This is a genomic window from Arthrobacter sp. HMSC08H08 (genome assembly GCF_001807575.1).
Lineage (GTDB): Bacteria > Actinomycetota > Actinomycetes > Actinomycetales > Micrococcaceae > Pseudoglutamicibacter > Pseudoglutamicibacter albus.
The window spans coordinates 1-20710 of record NZ_KV789383.1 but is presented as its reverse complement, the minus strand read 5'-3'; the positions used below and the strand labels follow the sequence as shown (position 1 = coordinate 20710).

17 protein-coding genes, 3 tRNA genes and 1 other RNA gene are annotated in these 20710 nt (G+C 57.8%); 13 read left to right on the top strand and 8 right to left on the bottom strand.

All coding sequences use genetic code 11. From position 1 onward, the window contains the following. Positions 1-45: 45 nt before the first annotated feature. Together ettA and HMPREF3175_RS04075 are read right to left on the bottom strand one after the other, a co-directional pair. Positions 46-1728, bottom strand: a complete 1683-nt coding sequence (ettA, locus tag HMPREF3175_RS04080) for an energy-dependent translational throttle protein EttA (RefSeq protein ID WP_035755056.1) — start codon at positions 1726-1728, stop codon at positions 46-48. A 207-nt stretch (positions 1729-1935) separates the two neighbouring features. Then, positions 1936-2508 (bottom strand): single-stranded DNA-binding protein, encoded by a 573-nt coding sequence (locus tag HMPREF3175_RS04075; RefSeq protein ID WP_070490787.1) that lies wholly within the window; start codon positions 2506-2508, stop codon positions 1936-1938. 194 nt (positions 2509-2702) lie between these two features. Between HMPREF3175_RS04075 and HMPREF3175_RS04070 the strand changes: the two genes are divergently transcribed. Both HMPREF3175_RS04070 and HMPREF3175_RS04065 read left to right on the top strand, forming a co-directional pair. Next, a tRNA-Arg gene (locus tag HMPREF3175_RS04070) sits at positions 2703-2776 on the top strand. Between the two features lie 118 nt (positions 2777-2894). Continuing rightward, the gene (locus HMPREF3175_RS04065; RefSeq protein ID WP_141739790.1) at positions 2895-3554 is read left to right on the top strand and encodes an LbetaH domain-containing protein; all 660 of its coding nucleotides are present in this window, start codon (positions 2895-2897) and stop codon (positions 3552-3554) included. 157 nt (positions 3555-3711) lie between these two features. Here HMPREF3175_RS04065 and HMPREF3175_RS04060 read toward each other — a convergent pair whose 3' ends face one another. Both HMPREF3175_RS04060 and mptB read right to left on the bottom strand, forming a co-directional pair. After that, positions 3712-4806, bottom strand: a complete 1095-nt coding sequence (locus HMPREF3175_RS04060; RefSeq protein WP_035755052.1) for a GTP pyrophosphokinase — start codon at positions 4804-4806, stop codon at positions 3712-3714. Between the two features lie 204 nt (positions 4807-5010). Then, positions 5011-6681 (bottom strand): polyprenol phosphomannose-dependent alpha 1,6 mannosyltransferase MptB, encoded by a 1671-nt coding sequence (gene mptB / locus HMPREF3175_RS04055; protein ID WP_141739789.1) that lies wholly within the window; start codon positions 6679-6681, stop codon positions 5011-5013. Between the two features lie 89 nt (positions 6682-6770). Between mptB and orn the strand changes: the two genes are divergently transcribed. From orn to def, 4 genes are all read left to right on the top strand, one after another. After that, complete coding sequence (orn, locus tag HMPREF3175_RS04050) at positions 6771-7424, top strand: oligoribonuclease (protein WP_070490783.1); 654 nt, start codon at positions 6771-6773, stop codon at positions 7422-7424. Between the two features lie 178 nt (positions 7425-7602). After that, positions 7603-7675 (top strand) — tRNA-His (locus HMPREF3175_RS04045). A 1729-nt stretch (positions 7676-9404) separates the two neighbouring features. Continuing rightward, positions 9405-10910, top strand: coding sequence for a DUF1846 domain-containing protein (locus HMPREF3175_RS04035; RefSeq protein WP_070490780.1), 1506 nt, complete (start codon positions 9405-9407; stop codon positions 10908-10910). A gap of 37 nt (positions 10911-10947) precedes the next feature. Continuing rightward, positions 10948-11523, top strand: a complete 576-nt coding sequence (def, locus tag HMPREF3175_RS04030) for a peptide deformylase (protein ID WP_070490779.1) — start codon at positions 10948-10950, stop codon at positions 11521-11523. A gap of 116 nt (positions 11524-11639) precedes the next feature. Here def and HMPREF3175_RS04025 read toward each other — a convergent pair whose 3' ends face one another. Then, a complete protein-coding gene (locus tag HMPREF3175_RS04025; protein WP_370977375.1) occupies positions 11640-13019 on the bottom strand; it encodes a glyceraldehyde-3-phosphate dehydrogenase in 1380 nt (459 codons plus the stop codon). Between the two features lie 292 nt (positions 13020-13311). Further along, an RNA gene (rnpB, locus tag HMPREF3175_RS04020) (RNase P RNA component class A) lies at positions 13312-13685 on the bottom strand. A 70-nt stretch (positions 13686-13755) separates the two neighbouring features. Between rnpB and HMPREF3175_RS04015 the strand changes: the two genes are divergently transcribed. Next, the gene (locus HMPREF3175_RS04015) at positions 13756-14523 is read left to right on the top strand and encodes a YaaA family protein (RefSeq protein ID WP_256173829.1); all 768 of its coding nucleotides are present in this window, start codon (positions 13756-13758) and stop codon (positions 14521-14523) included. 43 nt (positions 14524-14566) lie between these two features. On the opposite strand, the gene HMPREF3175_RS04010 is transcribed toward HMPREF3175_RS04015, so the two are convergent. Together HMPREF3175_RS04010 and HMPREF3175_RS04005 are read right to left on the bottom strand one after the other, a co-directional pair. Then, entirely contained in the window at positions 14567-15301 is a 735-nt protein-coding gene (locus HMPREF3175_RS04010) for a zinc ribbon domain-containing protein (protein WP_070490778.1), read from the bottom strand. Positions 15302-15416: 115 nt separating this feature from the next. Continuing rightward, positions 15417-16283 (bottom strand): Nif3-like dinuclear metal center hexameric protein, encoded by an 867-nt coding sequence (locus HMPREF3175_RS04005; protein WP_070490774.1) that lies wholly within the window; start codon positions 16281-16283, stop codon positions 15417-15419. A gap of 67 nt (positions 16284-16350) precedes the next feature. Here HMPREF3175_RS04005 and msrA point away from each other — a divergent pair, with 67 nt between their 5' ends. The 6 genes from msrA to HMPREF3175_RS03975 form a co-directional block, all read left to right on the top strand. Then, positions 16351-16917 (top strand): peptide-methionine (S)-S-oxide reductase MsrA, encoded by a 567-nt coding sequence (msrA, locus tag HMPREF3175_RS04000; protein ID WP_070490773.1) that lies wholly within the window; start codon positions 16351-16353, stop codon positions 16915-16917. A 145-nt stretch (positions 16918-17062) separates the two neighbouring features. Next, positions 17063-17995 (top strand): cysteine synthase A, encoded by a 933-nt coding sequence (gene cysK / locus HMPREF3175_RS03995; RefSeq protein ID WP_070490772.1) that lies wholly within the window; start codon positions 17063-17065, stop codon positions 17993-17995. Between the two features lie 37 nt (positions 17996-18032). After that, on the top strand, positions 18033-18620 hold the full coding sequence (gene epsC, locus HMPREF3175_RS03990; protein ID WP_070490771.1) for a serine O-acetyltransferase EpsC: 588 nt from the start codon (positions 18033-18035) through the stop codon (positions 18618-18620). A 141-nt stretch (positions 18621-18761) separates the two neighbouring features. Continuing rightward, positions 18762-18838: transfer RNA gene (locus HMPREF3175_RS03985), tRNA-Val, on the top strand. Positions 18839-19264: 426 nt separating this feature from the next. Then, complete coding sequence (locus tag HMPREF3175_RS03980) at positions 19265-19972, top strand: DUF6318 family protein (protein WP_070490770.1); 708 nt, start codon at positions 19265-19267, stop codon at positions 19970-19972. 238 nt (positions 19973-20210) lie between these two features. After that, a partial coding sequence (locus HMPREF3175_RS03975; protein WP_141742459.1) for a hypothetical protein occupies positions 20211-20710 on the top strand: 500 nt, incomplete at its 3' end.

Here is a 20710-nt window from a genome sequence, read left to right as displayed (position 1 = left end):
CGTTATATAACGCGGGAGCCACCAGCATTTGGATTCTCGACTACCTTAGTCGCGGGTGAGGCGGCGGTGCGTCACTCGGGTTGGGCGCGCGGCTTCTGGGCCGAGGCGCTCAACCTTGTTCTTCTCGTAGTCTTCGAAGTTACCCTCGAACCAGTACCAGTTGGCTGGATCTTCCTCGGTGCCTTCGTAAGCGAGAATATGGGTTGCCACGCGGTCGAGGAACCAACGGTCGTGGGAAATGACCACGGCACAGCCCGGGAAGTTCTCGAGGGCATTCTCCAGGGAACCGAGGGTTTCAACGTCGAGGTCGTTGGTCGGTTCGTCAAGCAGCAACAGGTTACCGCCCTGTTTCAGGGTCAGTGCCAGGTTGAGACGGTTACGTTCACCGCCGGAGAGCACTCCTGACTTCTTCTGCTGGTCAGGGCCTTTGAAGCCGAACGCGGAAACATAGGCCCGCGATGGCATTTCAACTTCACCAACGTTGATGTAGTCACGGCCGTCAGAGACCACTTCCCACACGGACTTCTCAGGATCGATCCCGGCACGGTTCTGGTCGACGTAGGCGAGCTTCACGGTTTCACCGACCTTGAGGGTGCCTTCGTCAATCTCTTCGAGCCCAACGATGCACTTGAACAGGGTCGACTTACCTACACCGTTCGGTCCAATCACACCAACGATGCCGTTGCGAGGCAACGTGAAAGACAAGTTGTGGAAGAGCGTGCGGCCGTCGAAGCCTTTCTTGATCTCGTTGGCTTCAAGTACCAGATTGCCTAGGCGCGGGCCTGGCGGGATCTGGATTTCCTCGAAGTCGAGCTTACGCATCTTCTCTGCTTCAGCCGCCATCTCTTCATAGCGAGCCAGGCGAGCCTTCTGCTTGGACTGACGTCCCTTAGTGTTAGTGCGGACCCATTCAAGCTCGTCCTGCAGGCGCTTGGCGAGCTTCGCGTCCTTCTTACCCTGAACCTCGAGACGTTCACGCTTCTTCTCAAGGTAGGTTGAGTAGTTGCCTTCATACGGGATGAGGCGGCCGCGGTCGACTTCAGCGATCCACTCGGCAACGTGGTCGAGGAAGTAACGATCGTGGGTTACAGCGAGCACAGCACCTGGGTACGTCTTCAAGTGCTGTTCGAGCCACAAGACGGATTCGGCGTCCAGGTGGTTGGTTGGTTCGTCGAGTAGCAGCAGGTCTGGCTTCTGCAGCAGGAGCTTACACAAGGCGACACGGCGACGCTCACCACCGGAGAGGTGGGTTACATCAGCATCTGCTGGCGGTAGCTGGAGCGCGTCCATCGCTTGCTCAAGCTGCGAGTCGATATCCCACGCATCAGCTGCGTCGATATCGGCTTGAAGCGACCCCATCTCTTCAAGCAACGCATCGAAGTCAGCGTCTGGCTGGGTCATCTCTTCAGAGATCTGGTTGTAGCGTTGCAGCTTCTCGTAGATCTCCCCAACGCCTTCCTGGACGTTGCCCAGTACGGTCTTTTCTTCGTTGAGAGGTGGCTCCTGCAACAGGATCCCTACGGAATAGCCAGGGCTGAGGCGGGCTTCGCCGTTGGATGGCTGGTCAAGGCCCGCCATGATCTTCAGAATCGTGGATTTACCGGCGCCATTCGGGCCGACAACGCCAATCTTTGCCCCGGGATAGAACGACATGCTGACATCGTCGAGAATGACTTTGTCGCCCACCGCCTTGCGGGCTTTGACCATGGTGTAGATGAACTCCGCCATGTTTCCTTTCGGTTGCTATTCCGCCGCAAGAGATCAGTTCCTGGGCGCGCGGACAGGGCCGGGTGCGGCCATCAACCATTCTAGTCCCCTACCACGGCCCTGTCGCACTACATCAGCAAAGCACTACATCACCCAAAGCAGGGCACCAATAATGTGCAACGGCTATTGCCGCCTGACACTTACGGGTGCGGGCACTCAAGCTCAGCCTCAGGCAGTGAGCCGGGCAGTCACATCCTCATCTGCATCGTCTTCTACGAGTGTGGTGGAACCGAAAGCGAACGTGGTGGACGATGATGCGGATGAGTCCACGTTGCCGGCGGGGCTTTCGTTGCCTGTCTCCGTATTGCCAATACCGTTGCTGAGCCCGTTACGGGCTTCTTCGCTTCGGGCTTCCCCATTGGCCGCGCCAGTGCCACGCTTGGCTTGGGAGGTACGGACATATGAAGCGGTACCGAACAGGAGGTCCGGCCCAACCGCATCCGCCAGAACTTCAACAGTGGTGCCGGTGCTGTTGTCCTCCCGCGTAAACTGCCTGACTTTGAGACGGCCCGAAACCATGACGCGGTCCCCCTTCGATAGCGAGCACATCACATTGCTGCCAAGGTCACGGAAAGCGGAGACCGAATACCAGTTGATCCCCGTTTCCTCCCACTCTTGGGTTTCCCGGTTGAAACGTGATTCGGGGCACCCTAGCCGGAACGAGGCGACCTTGAAGTTCTCGTGGTGTTTCAGTTGGATTTCTGTTGCAACGAATCCCCGTAGCGATACATAATCGGTCATCTTCTTCTCCTTAGGTAGTGCTCGGTATAGCGATTGCGTTGAGAGCTCTTGCACTATCAGGTTCACGAAAACAGGGCCGAAAAAGACGGTGGAGCGCAGATTTGTGGATGAATCCTTGTGAGTTGGGGAATGTGAACAACGGATCAAACCGTTATGCTGAAGGGGTTGCCTCTATCCCAGCCTTGAGGCATCCGGCCTCCGTAGCTCAGTTGGATAGAGCAGCAGACTTCTAATCTGCCGGTCGCGCGTTCGAGTCGCGCCGGGGGCGCTTACTGGCGGCTCACGGGACCGTGCACAGTAGGAATATCGGCACAACACAGAAAAGGTCTTAGAATTTGATGTACACGAGCCACAGTTTTGGTTCTGTTCAGATCAGGGAAGGGACCATGCAACAGCAATACCGCGGCACGATGACCGCCTCCAACACCGCTTCATCGAACCGTGCGGCGAAAGGTCAACACGACTTCCGTACCTCTCCCCTGGATAGCCGCGGCAACTTCGTGGCCCACCACAACACGCTCCCTTCCGACGTCGAGTTCACCTTTGAAGGTCGTAACAACCGTGTAGTGATCGATGGTTCCGTCATGCTTTCTGGCTTGAAGGCCCGTTTCCTTGGCGATAACGGTCAGCTCGTCATCGGTTCAGGCAATAAGAACCTCAACATCGAAGTGATTGTTGCCGAAAGCGCTAACATCGTGATCGGAGAGAACGTTACGACAGAGGGCGTGTTGAACATCGCCACTGTCCCCGAGGCCCAGGTTTCAGTCGGATCAGACTGCTACTTCCGCACGGACGTGTGGATCGATGCGGATTCCGAGGCCTCTTTCGGTGGAGCGAGCAAGAACGCCGTCACGATCGAAAACCAGGTGTTGGTGACCGGCTCGGACGTTCAGCTGCGCGCAGGTTCCCATATCGGTACCGGCAGCATTCTGGAAATGACCCCGTTGATCGATGAGGAAATCCCTGCCGGCTCACTGGTTCGAGGTATCCCGGCAACCATTGTGCGCAAGGCCCAATGGTCCCGCAACAACCTGCCACGCATCTAGTTCTCATCTAGTTTTCCAAGCCCGGTTTCTAGCGGCGCGTTACTAGCCGCCACGCCTCACCAGCCGCTACACCACACCGGCGTATCCCCGGGCTTAAGCTCCGCCCCCTAGGTTGCGTCCCCTACTCGGCGTTACGGTGCTACTCGGGGTTGCGGCATCACTCCGGCTGCATTCCTTGCCGCCGGTATGTACGGATCTGTTGCAGACGCCGCGAGAGCGATGCGCGTCGCCGCGGATCGTCCTGGGCGGTCAAGTCGAGATGGTTGTAGCCGAACTTCCACAGCAACAGGTCATCAAGTAGGCGCTCCGGGCCTGGAGAGAATCGGTGGTCCAGGGCCTGGCGCACATGCGTGATCGTTGTCGCATCTAGTAGGGATGCAAGCCCTTTAGGTGTGGTGATGTTGTGCGCGGCGAGCAATTCGAGCGCCCAACCCCAGTCGGAGTCTTCTTTATATTCAAGGTGCGGCCACATCGTGGACCACACTTCACCGATCAGTTCAGACGTTAGCTCTTCTCCCCCAACACCGTTCGCGTCCCAGAAAGCGAGGATGCGCTGGTGACGGTGATCGATGTCGGTGAACAGGTGCTCAACTGAATCAAGCATCGCAGCAGCACCAGTGAACTCACGGTCAAGGTATGGAGTCCAGGCTTCCGAGTTTCTGCGTTTGAACCGGATTTCGTGCTCGAATTCGCTCCAAGCGTGCGTGAGGATCGTACGGATCTGGATTTCGAACACGAACGGTAAGACACGTTGAGGGTGCCGCGCTTCATATTCGGCGACTATTGGATTGTCTTTGGGCCGCACGATGAGGTGCCGTGAGGAGTAGCCGTAGGTGCCAGTCTCCACCGAGCCGGTGTCTTTCTCGCGGTCAGATTCGATATAGAACTCGTTGCGGCAGCGTTTGATGATCTGCGCTGCGGCCCTGACTTGGCGTGGTAACTGGACGATCACGCGGATGCCCACGATGTCGTGCATCATCGAAATGGGGTCCGGGAATTCAAGTTCCCGCTCTTGGCCTTCTTCCTTCGAATACACCGTGCGGGAGGCCTTCTGCCGAAAAGATTCAACCGATTTGGTGCGTGCCGCCACGAAGAGTGGCCGCACATCGGTGTCATTGAAAAGCTGTTTGATCTGCACACGCAACTGTTCGGTGATGACTTCCAGCTCTGGCCGCATTTCGCGGTATTCGTCGATGTATGCAACGACTTTTTCGCGCAAGCGGTCGTCTAGTTCTTTCCATGCTCTCGTCACCGGTGCTGCCAGCTCCTTAGATCAAGCGGTGTTCCCGAACGGGTGCAGTGCCGTATACAGGACCAAGCGCGAGTTCTTTAGAGCGCGCACTATTCCGCTTCAGGCACCCGCTCTAGACTACCGGTTGAACCTGAAGGTTTCATGACTGCACTGTGTAGTTGCTCACCAATGCGGTTTCTCACCATGAGGGACGCACGCGCGGGGTTACCAGACGCGTTCGTCAATGACACGCGGGCTGCTGTAGATGCCAGGCCCGATGGTGCTTCTGTGCCATCTGCTTAGGGTTGGTACAACGATGCTGGTCCTGGCTGGTGTGCGAACGTCACGCCATGCTGGTGGAACAAGTAGCTTGCGTTGAGTACGTGGAAGGCTCACTGCCAGGATGCTGATGGTGGTAGAGATCAGGATGAATACAAGCTGGAAGCTACCGAGTTCTTGCCATGGCGGTAGTGAGATCTGTGTTGAGGTAGTCCAGATGACGTGGGCAATGCTTCCCCACACGATGAGCTGTTCAACGAATCCGAAGTACATGCGGCGGCACAGCAAGAACGGCAAGAACCAGTAGAAGTACCACGGCTGGATGACGGGGTTGAGCAGGCTTGCCGCCAGGAGTACGAGGCCGGATGCCGTCAGTGGCGAGATCTTGGGGCGGGCTAGCGCGAACCACACGGCGAGCCCGATAGCGATGAGTTTACCGACCGCATAGAAGAGGGCTTGGGCGATCAAACCTGCTTGTGCTCCACCCGCGAAGGATACGAGTTTGCCGAACCCTAGACCGAGCAGCCCAAACGGAGCGAAGGGGAAGATCGCCATGCCTTGTCCAGCCATCGCGGTGATCCAACCGAACCACGTCCCGGTCACGATTCCGAGGAGGGTCAAGACGAAGGCTACGGTCACGCCGGTAATGATCCAGCACATCCAGCGGCGGCCCCAGCTCGCGTTCTTGCCCGCCCAGGTGAGGCCAATGAACGGCAGGCATAGAACCACGATGGGTTTGATCGCGATCGCAGCTGTAGCCAGCAACAGCCCAGCGACTACTTTATTGCGCCGTAGCGCTACGAATGCCCACATCATGAGACCGACCATGAGCGCATCGTTATGCCCTGAGGCGATCATCGAATACAGGAAAAGCGGTGACGCTGCAGTGACCCATTGAACCCAGGTTGGGTTCACGCCGTGGTCGCGGCTGAGTTTGGGGATGATCTTCATGAAGATGATGACCCCGACCAGCGCGATGAGACGGAAGAGGAACAGCGCGATGTCTGGGTTACCCCACGAAACAAGCGCGACGGCTGCCGCCATGATCAGAAACAGCGGCCCGTAAGGGGAGGCGGATTCCGCCCATACTGAGGCGGCACCTTGCCCAAACCAGCCCGGAACCTGGGAGACCCAGTCCGTGTATGGGTTTTTACCCAGCATCAAGAGCCGACCTTGGGCGAGGTAGGAATACATGTCGTTGCTGAAGATCGGTGGCGCGAAGAACCACGGCGCGCTCCATAGAACCACGATGCGGGTCTGGACGTGGTGCCCGTCCGATAGCGAGAGGCGGCGGGCAAGCTGGATCCAGGCGTGACTTGCGAGCCCAACGGCCGTAGCGAGCCCGATGACTGCCGCCCAGAGGACCGCGTCATTAGCGCGCAAAGCATTCACGAATGTAGAGCCGGTGAAGGTCGCATCTGGCGTGTTGGCTACAAACCCGATGGCCCAAGCGGAAACCGCTGCGAGCACCGATGCGAGGAAACCGACCCATACGGTGGTGTTGAGCCGCAAAGCATCAGGGAGCACGCGTCTACGCATACGCGACCACGCCGAACGTGAGGAGCGTGGCCGAGACGAAGCCTGCGGGCTTTCGTGCGCTGTAACGCTGTGATCCATGACTCCCCTGTTCGATTCGAGCTCAATGAGGCGCTGTTTATAAGCCCGGTTCTCTACAACCGTGCTCCCCTAAGGTTACGCTGAGATCTATGGAATCTCGCTCTGATCATGCAACGAAATCTGACCAGGTTCATCATTCCGGATCTGCAATCGGAACAAAACCCACCTCACACAACAGCCGGACGTTGGGCCGCGATGACATGCCGCTGGTGTGGATCGACTGCGAAATGACGGGCCTCGATGCGGTTAACGATGCCCTGATCGAAGTCGCTGTGATCATCACTGACGCGCAGTTGCAGCCGGTTGATGAGGGCATCAGCGTGGTCATCAAGCCACTTGCTGGGGCGATTGAGCGTATGGACGATTTCGTGACTCGTATGCACACGAATTCGGGGTTGTTGGAAGAGCTCGATGCCGGTGTTTCGATGCAAGCGGCTCAAGATTCTGTTCTGAGCTATATTCAACGGTTCGTCCCCGAGGCGGGCATCGCGCTGCTTGCGGGTAATTCGATAGGCAATGACCGCTTGTTCTTGGCCCGCGACATGCCTGAGGTGATTGATCATCTGCACTACCGCATCGTCGATGTGTCCTCGATCAAGGAGCTTGCCCGCCGCTGGTACCCGCAAGATTTCGATGCGGCACCCGCTAAGACCGGTAACCACCGGGCTCTGGGTGACATTCAAGACTCGATCGATGAGCTCGCTTACTACCGCCGCACCATCATGAAGGCAGCGAGATCATGAAACACAGCGCTACGATGAGCAACAGCGAGGCCTACCCCGTTTTTGTGTTGCTTTCGCCACGGTGAACGCATGCGATTAGGTTGCCAACACTTTAACGTGTAGAGTCTCTGCTGTTGCCTCAATCCCAGGCGCTTCGGTTCCAGCCGAAACCAACGTGGGAGGCTGACAACTGAATATGGTGGGTGTAGCTCAGCCGGTAGAGCGTCTGGTTGTGGTCCAGAAGGTCGCGGGTTCAAGCCCCGTCACTCACCCAGGTACGAGAGGCCCTATTCGTTGAGACAGGCAACATACTTGTCGCGACGAATAGGGCCTCTTCATTTTGTTCGCTTCGGGCCTTCAACTCAGATCCTTCGCCAAGCATCACTACCCAAGAGCGAAACGGAGAGGCTCGTAACTGTGCTGCCCGCTTCTCCTGTAGGTCGGGAGACCTTTTTCATCTCCTTCGCGACGAACCGGGCGAGACTTCGCTGACTTGTTAGCAGTTCTCCAAGAGGCACTAGATTCTTTGGCTCAGTGGTACAGGCGTTCTAAATTCATCCTTGCCGAAATACCTACCCGAGCAAGCGAGATATGGATACACGTTGCTACCTCGATAGTTAGTCCCCATGTATCCTTGGTACCAGGTCAATGGACTCATGGTCACCACAACTTCTCCCGCTTCTCGTTGTGATTTTAGACGTCCTATAGGGCGCCTTTGCTAGAAAATGTTTATGGAAACCCCTTTCATCAAGCGATAATATCTTCTGCATGAAAGGCTTTTGTAAAAGGGTTTTTGACCGTTTTGGTCCTACGCGGAAGCGGCGTCGGATCCTTGACTCGGTGAATGAGCTGATGGCCAAGGAAGAACAAGAACATATTGCTGACCCACAAGAGCAGTCGATCGCCTATTTGTCATACAATGCAGCGCACGCTCATTCAGCAACGCAGATCCTCACGATCGTAATAACGCTCTCAGCGCTACTAGTCACAACCATATTCGCGTTTGGGACAGCGCTTGAGAGGGTGATCGCTTCCTCTAAAGCGAATGATTCGATGCAGCTCACTGACAACTACTACGCCCTTGCATTCGCTGTGTGTGCATACATACTGCTGGCAGTGCTCGTCTCTTTGCTGCTGTTTATAAAGTACACGCACGGCACTAGCAAGAGATTGGCTGTTCTCGAAGTCCTGCGCTTCCGATCTAGCCTTCCCCCAACTACTCGAATGCAAGCCCGAGTTCAGACTGCAGCAATTCCACAAAAACGGAAACCTATATTTGCCCTAATATATGTGGACCGGAGCTCTCGCAACTAAGTGTTTCGAACGACCCAGGTAGCCTGAAGACTGACACGCCAGCGGAACCGCTCGAGCGGCTTTTTGCGTATGTCGCGAGATACTTAATTATCCTTAGCAATCGTCGAGTCTTAGGTCCTATCTGTCGCCTTAAACTTGCGAGTCAGTCCCAGCGTGGAGACGGTTGTGTGTTCTGTGCGTGATCTGAGTTTGGGTAGCACGCAACGAGTGATGTTGGCAGATCGAGAGCTGAACTAGCCCGCCCCGGAGATTCCCGACATATGGGAACTAGCGTTACTAGAGACGGTATGCGGTGCAAACCCGCGCGTCTGGTCTACGTATTCGATGCCGAAACCAACATGCTATTCCTCGCCGACTCATTCAACGCCTTCTCGAACCAGAAGAATCCTCAACGTTGCCCACATCTCCAGCAAAATATCAGTGAAAGTTACACACCTTTCTTGCCAAGTTCGTGAAGCGCTCATTCCTGGTGTGGCCGGCACAACATTTCTCCTCTGCGCGGCACAACTATGCTATGCGGCCACCTCATGCCATTTCTAGCGAAATACCTTTCCGGGCGCTTCCGGGGGTTAGACTTATCCTCTGTATGGCCCAGGCCCGCATTCAATGGCGGACTGCTGGGAGGGTGCGGAACTTGTGGCTATGCCGCAGTTGAATCGCCCCCGACAGTTTGGAGGATGCAGCACCATGTCCACGCAGTTCCAGCGCAAAGTCGGGTTCGACCCTCTCCGTTACATCGAGCTCCAATCCAAGCACATTGCTGAACGCCGCGAACAGATCGGCGGCAAGCTGTACCTGGAGATGGGCGGCAAGCTCTTCGACGATCTCCACGCTTCACGCGTGCTGCCAGGTTTCACTCCTGACAACAAGATCCGGATGCTTCAGACGCTGACCGACGAACTCGAGATCTTGGTCACCCTCAACGCGAAAGACCTCGAGAGGAACAAGGTCAGGGCCGATCTGAACATCCCGTACGAAGAAGACGCTCTGCGTTTGATCGACGCGTTCCGCGATATGGGTTTCCTTGTGGAGCACATCGTCTTGACGCGTTTCGAAGAAGGCAATGAGGCCGCGGAGCGTTTCAAGGCGCGCCTGATCAAACTCGGACTCAAAGTCGCTGTGCACCGCACGATTTCCGGTTACCCAGACGACACAGACCAGGTGGTCTCCCCCGAGGGCTTAGGGCGTAACGAATACGTCGAAACAACCCGCGATCTCATCGTGGTCACTGCCCCGGGGCCAGGGTCTGGCAAGCTTGCGACGTGCCTTTCGCAGATTTATCACGATCACCAACGCGGCACGACCTCCGGTTACGCGAAGTTTGAGACCTTCCCAGTCTGGAACCTGCCGTTGAATCATCCGGTCAACCTCGCTTATGAGGCAGCGACCGCGGACCTTGATGACGTCAACGTGATCGACCCGTTCCACCTCGCCGCATACGGTGAGCAAGCCATTAACTACAACCGCGACGTCGAGGTCTTCCCGCTACTGAAGACCCTGCTCGATGAACTCGCTGGCGGCTCCCCCTACGAATCCCCCACCGACATGGGCGTCAACATGGTTGCTGACGCGATCATCGACGACGATGTCTGCCGGGAGGCCGCAACCCAAGAGATCATCCGCCGCTGGTATAAGGCTCGAGTCCAAGAGCGCCGCGAGGGGCTCGACCCGATCTATTCACGCCGCATCTCTCTGGTGATGGGTAAGGTCGGTTGCACTCCGGAAGACCGCGCGGTGGTCGGTCCGGCGCTCAAGGTCGCTGAAGAAACCGACGCGCCCGCATCGGCTATCCAGCTGCACGACGGAACGATCGTCACCGGCAAGACCTCGGCATTGCTCGGAACGTGCTCCGCTACCCTGCTGAACGCGCTCAAGCATCTTGCTGGATTGCCCAAGGAAGTGCAGTTGCTCGCGCCGACGTCGATCCGTCCGATCCAGTCGCTGAAGATCGATCACCTCGGATCCCAGAACCCGCGGCTTCACACCGACGAGGTCCTGATTGCGTTGTCGGTGTCCGCGGAGCGTGACCCGAACGCACGCGCCGCATTGGACCAGCTCCAGGCCTTACGGGGGTGCGACGTCCACACAACCACGATCCTCGGCTCAGTCGACGAAGGCATCTTCCGTAACCTTGGTGTGCAGGTGACGTCCGAACCTGTGTTCCAAGCCCGCGGCGTCTACAACAAACGCTAAACCCCACAGTTTTCCAACAACACCAGGAGCTTCCCTCGTGGCCGTACGCCCCATAGTGATCTATACAGAGCCGGTCCTGCATCAGCGTGCCGCTGACGTCACCGAGATTGACGACGAGGTCCGCACCTTGGTTGCGGACATGTTCGAAACCATGGATGCGGCTAACGGTGTGGGTCTTGCCGCACCTCAGGTTGGTGTGGGCTTGAGGATTTTCACGTGGGACTACGATGAGCATGAAGACGATGCACCGAGCCGCGGCGTGGTCATCAACCCTCAGATCACGTTGTCGAAGGTCTCGGGTGCTAACCCTGATCCGGAGCGGCACACCGAAGGGTGCTTGTCAGTTCCCGGGCTGGATTTCCCACTGCAGCGCGCCGACTACGCGCACCTGACCGGTATCGACGTTGACGGTAACCCCGTTGACTTCGAGGCGACCGGATGGTTCGCTCGCATCCTGCAGCACGAATACTGGCATCTTGAAGGCAAGCTCTATGTTGACATGCTCAATGACCGGTGGACCCGCCGGTGGAAGCGCGAACGGAAGAAAGCCGGGATGACCGAGCCGGGGCTAACCTGGATGCCCGGCGTTGACCCTGACCCTTTCGGACACTAGGAACCCGCCCGCTGCCAGACAGATACAGGCGTGCAACGGAGAAAGGTGTGACCCGGAGGAAAACCTCCGGGCCACACCTTTCGTTCTATGCCGCTAGTCGGGCTGAATCGGCTGCCTTACTTGACGGCTGGGATTGCGACCGGGTGGCTGCCTGCCATCTTCTCGATGATGCGTACCACCTGGCACGAGTAACCGAACTCGTTGTCATACCAAACGTAGAGGATCACGTGCTTCTTATCGGCTGCGACGATGGTTGCGCGGCCGTCAACGATGCCGGCGCGGCGGGAACCGACGAAGTCAGTGGACACAACCTCTGGGGAGTCGGTGTAGTCGATCTGCTTGTGCAGTTCACCCGAGAGCGAGGTTTCGCGTAGGAAGTTGTTGATGTCCTCGACCGAGGTTTCCTTCTCAAGGGTCAGATTGAGAATCGCCATCGAAACATCCGGGGTTGGTACGCGTACGGCGTTACCGGTGAGCTTGCCTTCCAGCTCCGGCAAGGCCTTCGCTACTGCCTTCGCGGCACCGGTTTCGGTGAGCACCATGTTCAGGACAGCGGAGCGGCCGCGGCGCTCGCCCTTGTGGAAGTTGTCGATGAGGTTCTGGTCGTTAGTGAACGCGTGGACGGTCTCGACGTGGCCCTGTACAACGCCGTAGCGGTCGTTGACGGCCTTCAGGACTGGGGTGATCGCGTTGGTCGTGCAGGAAGCTGCCGAGAGGATCGTGTCTTCGGCGGTGATGTCGCCGTCGTTGACACCGAACACGATGTTCTTGATGTCGCCCTTACCTGGTGCGGTCAGCAGGGCCGCGCTGGTGCCCTTAGCCTTGAGGTGCTGACCGAGGCCTTCTTCGTCGCGCCAGCGGCCGGTGTTGTCAACCACGATGGCGTTCTCGATGCCGTACTGGGTGTAGTCCACCTGGGCTGGATCGTTAGCGTAGATGAACTGGATCTGGGTGCCGTTAGCGGTGATCGTGTTGTTCTCTTCGTCAACAACGATCGTGCCGTCGAATGCGCCGTGAACCGAGTCGCGGCGCAGCAGGGATGCGCGCTTCTGCAGGTCGTTGTCTGCGCCCTTACGGACGACGACACCGCGCAGGCGCAGGCCCACGCCGCCACGTTCGATGAGGATGCGGGCCAGGAGACGGCCGATGCGCCCGAAACCGTAGAGGACAACGTCGCGAGCGCCGCTCGCGTCTGCCTTCTGACCTAGAACGTCTGCGTAGAGTTCAGCGAGGAACGCATCCGCGTCGTCTGCACCCTTCTCTTCAAGTGCACGGTTCAGGCGGCCCAGGTCGATCGAGACGTTGCCTGGGTTGAGTTCATCGAGCTTCACCAGCAGATCGTAGGTGCGCTGCGGGTCGAGTTCCTTGCCCTCAATGCGGCGAACCACACGGTGAGCCTTGAGGATGTCGACTACTGAAACATTGATCAGTTTGCGACCGTAGATCGAGGTCACCACGTTGTTTTCGCGGTAGAGACGACCGATCAGCGGAATCATCTTCTCCGCTAGAGCCTCACGGTTCTTCCAGTCTGCGTATACAGCTTCAGTCTGCTGGGTCACTGACAACTCCTGGTTGATTGGATCAGCCAGCAACCACGCATGTTGTGAGCGTTCGCTGGCCAAGACGGTGTGGTGCCCGCTCCACCTGTTCGGTGCGCGCGCTAATCCGCATACCATTCTACCTAAGGGAGCGGCTCTGGCTAAGAGAGCCATAAAGCCACCCGCTTCCACGCAAAGACTAGCTTGGACGTGGAGCGCCTGAGGGGGCGTACCAGAACGATGCTGTGGCGGAAGAAGACGGCCATAAGCCGGATTCTGTACACGAGGCGCGTTACCGCACCCCGCGGGACGATCATCTATCTAGAGCCGCCATTGCTGGTGGCTTCAAGCAACCAACCCGACTACTTCGGCGGACAGCCTGATCGTGTAGTCTGCTCGGTCTTGCTCCGGGTGGGGTTTTCCTGGCCGCGCTAGTCACCTAGCGCGCCGGTGGTCTCTTACACCACCCTTTCACCCTTACCACGCACCCAATCATGGATCGCGGCGGTCTGCTCTCTGTTGCACTTTCCTGCAGGTCACCCTGAGTGGACGTTATCCACCACCCTGTCCTGTGGAGTCCGGACTTTCCTCGACATACTGTGTCGCGATCGTCTGTCCGTCTCCTTCCGCACCCTTCATCCTACCCATGCATGCGGCCCGCTCAGGTTTCTGCGCGGCTATGATGGCCATCGTGATGATTCTTCTGCCGCCTTCCGAAGGTAAGACACCCGCCAGCAACGGCGCGAGCATCGACCTTGACTCGCTCGCATGCCCGGAACTGGCCGAGGCCCGCCGTGAAGTGGCACGCCACCTTGAGGAGGTTTCTGTGGGGGCCGATGCCGCGGAGGTCCTTGGAGTCGGCAAGGCTGTTGCTCACGAGATTGAACGCAACATCGATATCTTCGATGCCCCAGCCGCTCCCGCGCACGATATCTACACTGGTGTGCTTTACGACGCCCTGGACTACGCAGGGATGAGCCCAACACAGAAGAGAAAGGCCGCAGACCGGATCTTTGTGATCTCAGCGTTGTGGGGTGTTGTCGGGCTGGCCGATCGCATCCCGGCGTATCGGTTGTCGATGGACGTGAAGCTACCCGAGCTCGGCAAACTCGGGACATACTGGAAACCACGGCTCGCCACAGCGCTTGCAGACCGCGCGGAAGGCGAGCTCATCGTCGATTGCCGCTCAGCGGCCTATCAAGCAGCCTACGTTCCAGACCCCCAACAGACCGTGACCGTCAACGTGGTTCAGATCAAAGATGGGAAACGCAAGGTCGTCTCGCATCACGCTAAACACACGCGCGGGATAGTTGCTCGTCTACTCATGCAAACCCGTGGCGAAGGACCCCAAACTCCGCATGCCCTGCTCACCGCGATGCAGAAACATTGGCCACAAACAGAACTCACCGAACCCACCCCACGCAAGGCCGGGCAACTCACGGTCGTTCTCGACGAAAACTAGCCGCGCTCATACGACCAGTTACGCACCGTGTCCACGCACTCAGTTAGGCACCGCGCTCACGTACGAGGATAATCCCGGTTTGGGGGCAGAACGCGAGTTCCTCTTCCCCGAGTGCTCGGATGTGTTCGAGTTCTTGCGGGTTCAAAGGCAACCCGGTTGCTGTGCAGGTGTCGTTATCGAGGCGGGCAACCCCAACCCCGTGTTCGGCGACCAGCTTCTCAAAAAGCTCAAGCAGTTCCGGAGCTAGTTTGGCGCTCGCTTCTTGCCGTTGAGCCTCGGCTGCGTTAGTACGTTCAACGAGAGATGCCCGCGTATCGCGCACATACACTTGTGCCGCCTGGTTCTCCGCCACGGCCGCGCTCAAGACACGTTCAGCGGCTTGAGCGTCGGCTCGTTTCTCTTCACGCTCTTCGGCCGTGTCAACAAGGGTTTCTTCGAGGGTGGAGCGTCGTTCACGCAAAATATCGAGCATCCGCGCCAAACGGTCGGCCTCGCTACGCGGCTCCACACCGGCAAGCAGCTGCTCTTCCTTCACGTCGATATCTGTTGCGAGCTCGGCGATCGCGTTCTCAAGGTCGGCAACCGAACGGTTCAGCACGTCAAGCTGGCGCAGTTCATCGTCACGTTCAGCACGCGCTTGGATCGCATCGGCGCGCGCCTGACGGACGCGCTCGGCTGTGGCAACCGCATCGTGCTCGCGGCGCCATTGAGCCACCGAGGAGATCAAATCCTGAATCTCAAGCAACAGCTCTTGATGCTCACGTGTTGCAGTAACCACGACGATCCCTACTTCCGTATCCGAGGCCTCACTGCCTATCTTTCTATTCTCCCACGCTTCCCTGAACCCGCATCTAGAAGCCGGGGCTGGAAACGTTGCAAACTGCGAGACTATTTCAGGGGGTCAGAATGAAATCCCACGGGTCCGTGTTGACTTGGCTCACCTGGCATACAACATCAAAGCCGTCATCTTGCAGGGAACGGCTCAACGCATCGGCCGCTGCGGGTAGCCATAACCATTCCGATGCGAAATGCGATACATCGATGAGATACGGGCGGTCATTCACCGCGGCTTCGCGGGCTTCCGACGCGGGATGGTGGCGTAGGTCAGCTGTTACGTACACATCGGCTTTGGATTCGCGTACGGCATCGAAGAGCGAGTCCCCTGCCCCGCCGCACACTGCAACGCGTTTGACTGCTCCTTCCGGGTTGCCGGCAACCCGGACACCGCCAGCCACGGACGGCATGATGCTGTAGACCCGTTCGGCGAACTCCGCTAGCGTGCATTCCTCAGCCAGGTCGCCCACCCGGCCGATGCCTTCACCTTCAACACCGCGATCAACGGGCGCCAGCGGCTCGGATTGTTCGACGCCCAAGCCGCGGATGATGACGTCGGAAACCCCGCCCAAAGCGGAATCCGCTGAGGTGTGAGCGGTATAGAGAGCGCAACCAGCCTCGATCAGCGTGTGCACTACGCGGCCTTTGAAGCGGTCGCCGGCAACAGAATTCACCGCCCGCAACATCAAAGGATGGTGTGTCAAGAGCAGATCAGCGCCGCGTTCGATCGCGTCAACTGCGACGTCCTCGGTCGGATCAACCGCGAACACGATGCGTCGAATCAGCTGATCAGGTCGCCCCGTCACCGGGCCCACGGCATCCCACGACTCCGCTAGAGACTCAGGCCACAGCCGATTGATGTGCTCCCAAACCGTGGCGAGCGTAGGAGCCTTGCCCGCTGAGACTTCCGATGCAGTAGAACTCATAACTATTAAGCTACCCGTGAACCCCGTCTCGGGAACACTCCCAACGCCGCACGTGTTGAACCAATTGATGAATCAACAAAGCGACCACACGATCGTCATGGCAGGCGGATGCTTCTGGTGCCTCGACGCTTGGTTCCGCCAAGTACGAGGAGTCAACCACGTCGAGTCCGGATACACAGGAGGCGGCGACGCACCCGCGGACTATTACAGCGTGTGCACCGGCACCACAGGTCACGCAGAAGCCGTCGCCGTGACCTTCGACCCCACCGTCATCAGCGATGACACCGTGCTCGACATGTTCTTCACGATGCACAACCCCACAACGCTGAACGGGCAAGGCTACGACGTCGGGACCCAATACCGCTCCGCGCTGTTCACCAACAGCAAGGAACAATCCGAGCTCTTCGAGGCGGCCATCGAACGTAATCAACCCAACTGGGCAGAGCCGATTGTCACCAGCATCGAACCGCTAGGCCCGTGGTACGCCGCTGAAACCGAGCATCAAAACTACTACCAACGCAACCGGCAGGCCGGCTACTGCCATGTCATCATCGACCCCAAACTGAGCGCTGCCAGGGCACGTTTCGTTAAGTTTCTTGAAAGCGACGCGCCCACAAGCAATTCCCTAGGCTGAACAGCGAAACCAGTCGGGAGGCCTCTCATCCCAAGGCAAACGTGGCTCGCTCACGAAGGTGACTGACTCGCCAATCCACAACTCCCAACATTCCACTTCCCAAACGTCTTTTGGAAAACATTTCTTCTAGGAAAGGAGCACTGACGTGCCAATCCTGAACAACGTCACTGAAGCAATCGGAAACACCCCGCTCGTACGTCTGAACAATCTTGATGCCGACCTTCCAGGTAACGTCGCGGTCAAGCTCGAGTTCTACAATCCCGCTAACTCGGTGAAGGACCGCATCGGTCGCGCGATCATCGACGCCGCGGAGAAGTCCGGAGCTCTGAAGCCGGGCGGAACCATCGTTGAAGGCACCTCCGGCAATACCGGCATCGCACTCGCGATGGTTGGTGCCGCACGTGGCTACCGTGTGGTCTTGACGATGCCAGAGACAATGTCGAGCGAACGTCGCGTGATCTTGCGCGCTTTCGGCGCGGAGATCGTTTTGACCTCCGGTGCTGACGGTATGCGCGGCGCAGTTGAGAAGGCCCAGCAGATCGTCCAGGAGACCGATAACGCAATCCTGGCCAGCCAGTTCTCCAACAAAGCCAACCCGGAAATCCACGAGGCAACCACCGGCCCGGAAATCTGGAACGATACCGAGGGCGCCGTTGACATCCTCGTGGGTGGCGTTGGCACGGGCGGAACCATCACTGGCGCTGGCCGTTACCTCAAGAAGCAGAAGGATTCGGTCAAGGTCGTCGCTGTTGAGCCAGCTGATTCTCCGCTGCTGACTGAAGGCAACGCGGGCCCGCACAAGATCCAGGGTCTGGGCGCGAACTTTATTCCAGAGGTCCTTGACCGCGATATCTATGACGAGGTCATCGACGCACCGTTGGACGCATCGATCGAGACCGCCCGAGCTCTTGGCGCGAAGGAGGGAATCCTCGGCGGGATCTCCTCCGGTGCAGCTGTGTGGGCTGCGCTCGAGGTTGCTAAGCGTGAGGAGAACCGTGACAAGCTCATTGTAGCCGTGGTTCCTGATTTCGGTGAGCGCTACATCTCCACGATGCTCTACGATGACATCCGCGGCTGAAACCAGTTAGCCCTCTCCTAGGCCGAAAGGACCCTCTGTGGGATTGATCTCCACGTTCCGGGAAGATATTGCGAACGCACGGGCACACGATCCGGCGGCGCGTTCAGGTGCTGAAGTCGCGATCGTCTACTCAGGTTTGCATGCGATTTGGATGCACCGGCTCGCCCACCGCATGTGGAATGCGTCGCCTCTTCTGCGGCTTCCTGCCCGGGCCCTTTCGCAACTGACGCGTTTCGCAACCGGGATTGAGATTCACCCAGGTGCGACGATCGGCCGTCGCTTCTTCATCGACCACGGCATGGGTGTTGTGATCGGCGAGACCGCAGAGATCGGTGACGATGTGATGCTCTATCACGGCGTGACGCTCGGCGGCCGTTCGCTCGCTAAAACTAAGCGACATCCGACGATTGGTGACCGTGTCACGATCGGCGCTGGCGCGAAGGTACTGGGGCCTGTCGTGATCGGGGCTGATTCGAAGATCGGAGCGAACGCGGTGGTTGTGAAGGACGCCGACCCTGGTTCGATCATTACCGGCGTGCCGGGTAAGGCGCGGGCAGCGAAACCTGAGGAACGCAAGCCCGCGGTCGATCCGTGTGAATACATCGACCCGGCGATGTGGATCTGACACATCGGCTGGTGAACCTAAGGCTGGGGTGTCCGATGTGGCAATCACCACATCGGACACCCCAGTTGGGTAAAGCAAGGAAAATAAGGTAGGGTAAATATTCGTGCTCAGGGATCGAAAGTGAACTGAGAACCAACAGTTGGGTCTATAGCTCAGTTGGCTAGAGCATCTCGTTTACACCGAGAGGGTCGGGGGTTCGAGTCCCTCTGGACCCACCAATTGTTTAGTCTCGGGACATCGTTCACACGGTGTCCCGAGACTTTTTTATTTCCTCTCGCGTTGGAATGGCTACGCTGTTGTCGCTGCGCGAGTGGCGTTGCGGGACGGCTTAATCCTCGTAGCGTGAAACGCTGAAATCAATCGCTCCTTCACCGTGCTGTGAACCGAATTACACTCTCGGTTTTGTGTGTGTTTTACGCTCCTAGCTAGCTTCAGGTCTAACGCTTTCCGGGGTACCGGACAGAGAAACCTGTACACAAACGGTTCATCAGCATTCAGCTTCCGCGTATTTATAAGGAAGTTTGACCTTTCGGGCTGTAATCGGGTTATGAAAGATAAATTTTCTTTCGCCCTTCTATGGTGCTTTTGGATGCGCTTGGCTACTTTAGGTTCTAAACAGAAACACATGCCTAAGGGGCGCCATCATGACAAATCTAAAACGAAGCGCTATCGCCACAGCCCTGACGCTCGCGCTTGTTTCCGGGTTAGCCGCCTGCGGATCCAGCGACGATGCGAAGCCAGCCGAAGCGGCACCGTCCGCCTCGCCGCCTGCAAGCCAGAGCGACAAGGAAGCGAAAGGCAAGGCCGCTTCCGGTAGCGGCAAAGAACCTGCGAAACCCAAGCCTTCGGCCAGCCCGTCACCGAAGGGCCCGTATAAACCGGCCACCCCGAAACGCCCGGCCCAGAATGTCCCCGTCCCCGGACCCTTGCCCGAGGTAGCGAAAGAAGAAAGCAAAGCAGGGCAGGTCGCGTTCATCGAGCACTGGGCTAAGGAGTTCAACTACGCAGTGGAAACAGGGAAACTTCGCCCGGAATTCTGGGAAATGACGAGTAGGTCCTGCAATTACTGCAAGGAAGTCGAAAGAGCTCTCAAAAACATGGAGGAACAAAAAACCTGGAACGTCGGCGGCGACATAACCGTGGACAACATACGGCCCGACATTGAGCCTCTCGAAGACGGTATTTACGAGGTGCGCTTCTCAGTTAGCGAGACCGCACGTAAGCGTTATGCGTCGGGGAAAACCAAACCTGTTGAAGAGTATCCCGCCGGCGCGGTAGACCAGGCCTTCGTAGAGCTACGCAGGGTTAAGGGGCAATGGCGATTAGAAGGGTTCTATCAAATTGCGGACTAAACAGAGTGTAGGTTTGTGCACTGTAATTACGCTCGGACTCTTAGGAGTGACTCCGGTATCGGCTTCACCCAGTGCCGATCACGACCAAAAAACAAGTAGTACCACGATCACTGTCACGAAATCTGAAAAATCAGTCATAAGAAAGACGCTTCCGGGCGAGAATGGTCATGCGCCGGCGGCTGCTCCTAAGGTTTTTGGGAAGCGTTTGTTGTGGGATCCAGCCTGTACCCCGGGCGCGTTGGATCGCTCCGGTGCGGTAACTGCTTCCACTAAGGTTGCTGGTAGTGACCTGCATGTAGCCGAGATGGTGGACTCTAAAGCTCGTAATGCGGCTAAAACCCAAGCCTGCACCCGACGGGCTGTGGATGAGTGCGGTCAACGTGACGACTTGCTCTACACCACCAACACTGCCACCGCCCAACTCGCCTGCCGCGCCAAAAGCAAACCATCTAAGAATGGTGCCCCACCTGAGCAGGCTCCGCTGACCATCACCGAAATCCGCACACTCATCGAGACCGAAACCAAACGCATCCACATCCACCCTGGAGCAGTCACCACGGACGCGATCAAACCCAACACCCTCACCACCGCCTGGACCAACTTCTACCTCACCAAAAACAACAAAACCAGCAACAGCTCTGGTGCTGTTGATGGTGTGGTGCGGGAAACCATCGACGTCCTCGATGAAAACGTCACCGTCGAGCTGACCCCGATCAAGTATCGGTGGAAATACGGCGA

Coding starts and splice junctions, on each gene's coding strand:
- ettA (WP_035755056.1), bottom strand. CDS start 1,728: ATGGCGGAGTTCATCTACACCATGGTCAAAGCCCGCAAGGCGGTGGGC.
- HMPREF3175_RS04075 (WP_070490787.1), bottom strand. CDS start 2,508: ATGACCGATTATGTATCGCTACGGGGATTCGTTGCAACAGAAATCCAA.
- HMPREF3175_RS04065 (WP_141739790.1), top strand. CDS start 2,895: ATGCAACAGCAATACCGCGGCACGATGACCGCCTCCAACACCGCTTCA.
- mptB (WP_141739789.1), bottom strand. CDS start 6,681: ATGGATCACAGCGTTACAGCGCACGAAAGCCCGCAGGCTTCGTCTCGG.
- orn (WP_070490783.1), top strand. CDS start 6,771: ATGGAATCTCGCTCTGATCATGCAACGAAATCTGACCAGGTTCATCAT.
- HMPREF3175_RS04035 (WP_070490780.1), top strand. CDS start 9,405: ATGTCCACGCAGTTCCAGCGCAAAGTCGGGTTCGACCCTCTCCGTTAC.
- HMPREF3175_RS04025 (WP_370977375.1), bottom strand. CDS start 13,019: ATGATTCCGCTGATCGGTCGTCTCTACCGCGAAAACAACGTGGTGACC.
- HMPREF3175_RS04015 (WP_256173829.1), top strand. CDS start 13,756: ATGATTCTTCTGCCGCCTTCCGAAGGTAAGACACCCGCCAGCAACGGC.
- HMPREF3175_RS04005 (WP_070490774.1), bottom strand. CDS start 16,283: ATGAGTTCTACTGCATCGGAAGTCTCAGCGGGCAAGGCTCCTACGCTC.
- msrA (WP_070490773.1), top strand. CDS start 16,351: ATGAATCAACAAAGCGACCACACGATCGTCATGGCAGGCGGATGCTTC.
- HMPREF3175_RS03980 (WP_070490770.1), top strand. CDS start 19,265: ATGACAAATCTAAAACGAAGCGCTATCGCCACAGCCCTGACGCTCGCG.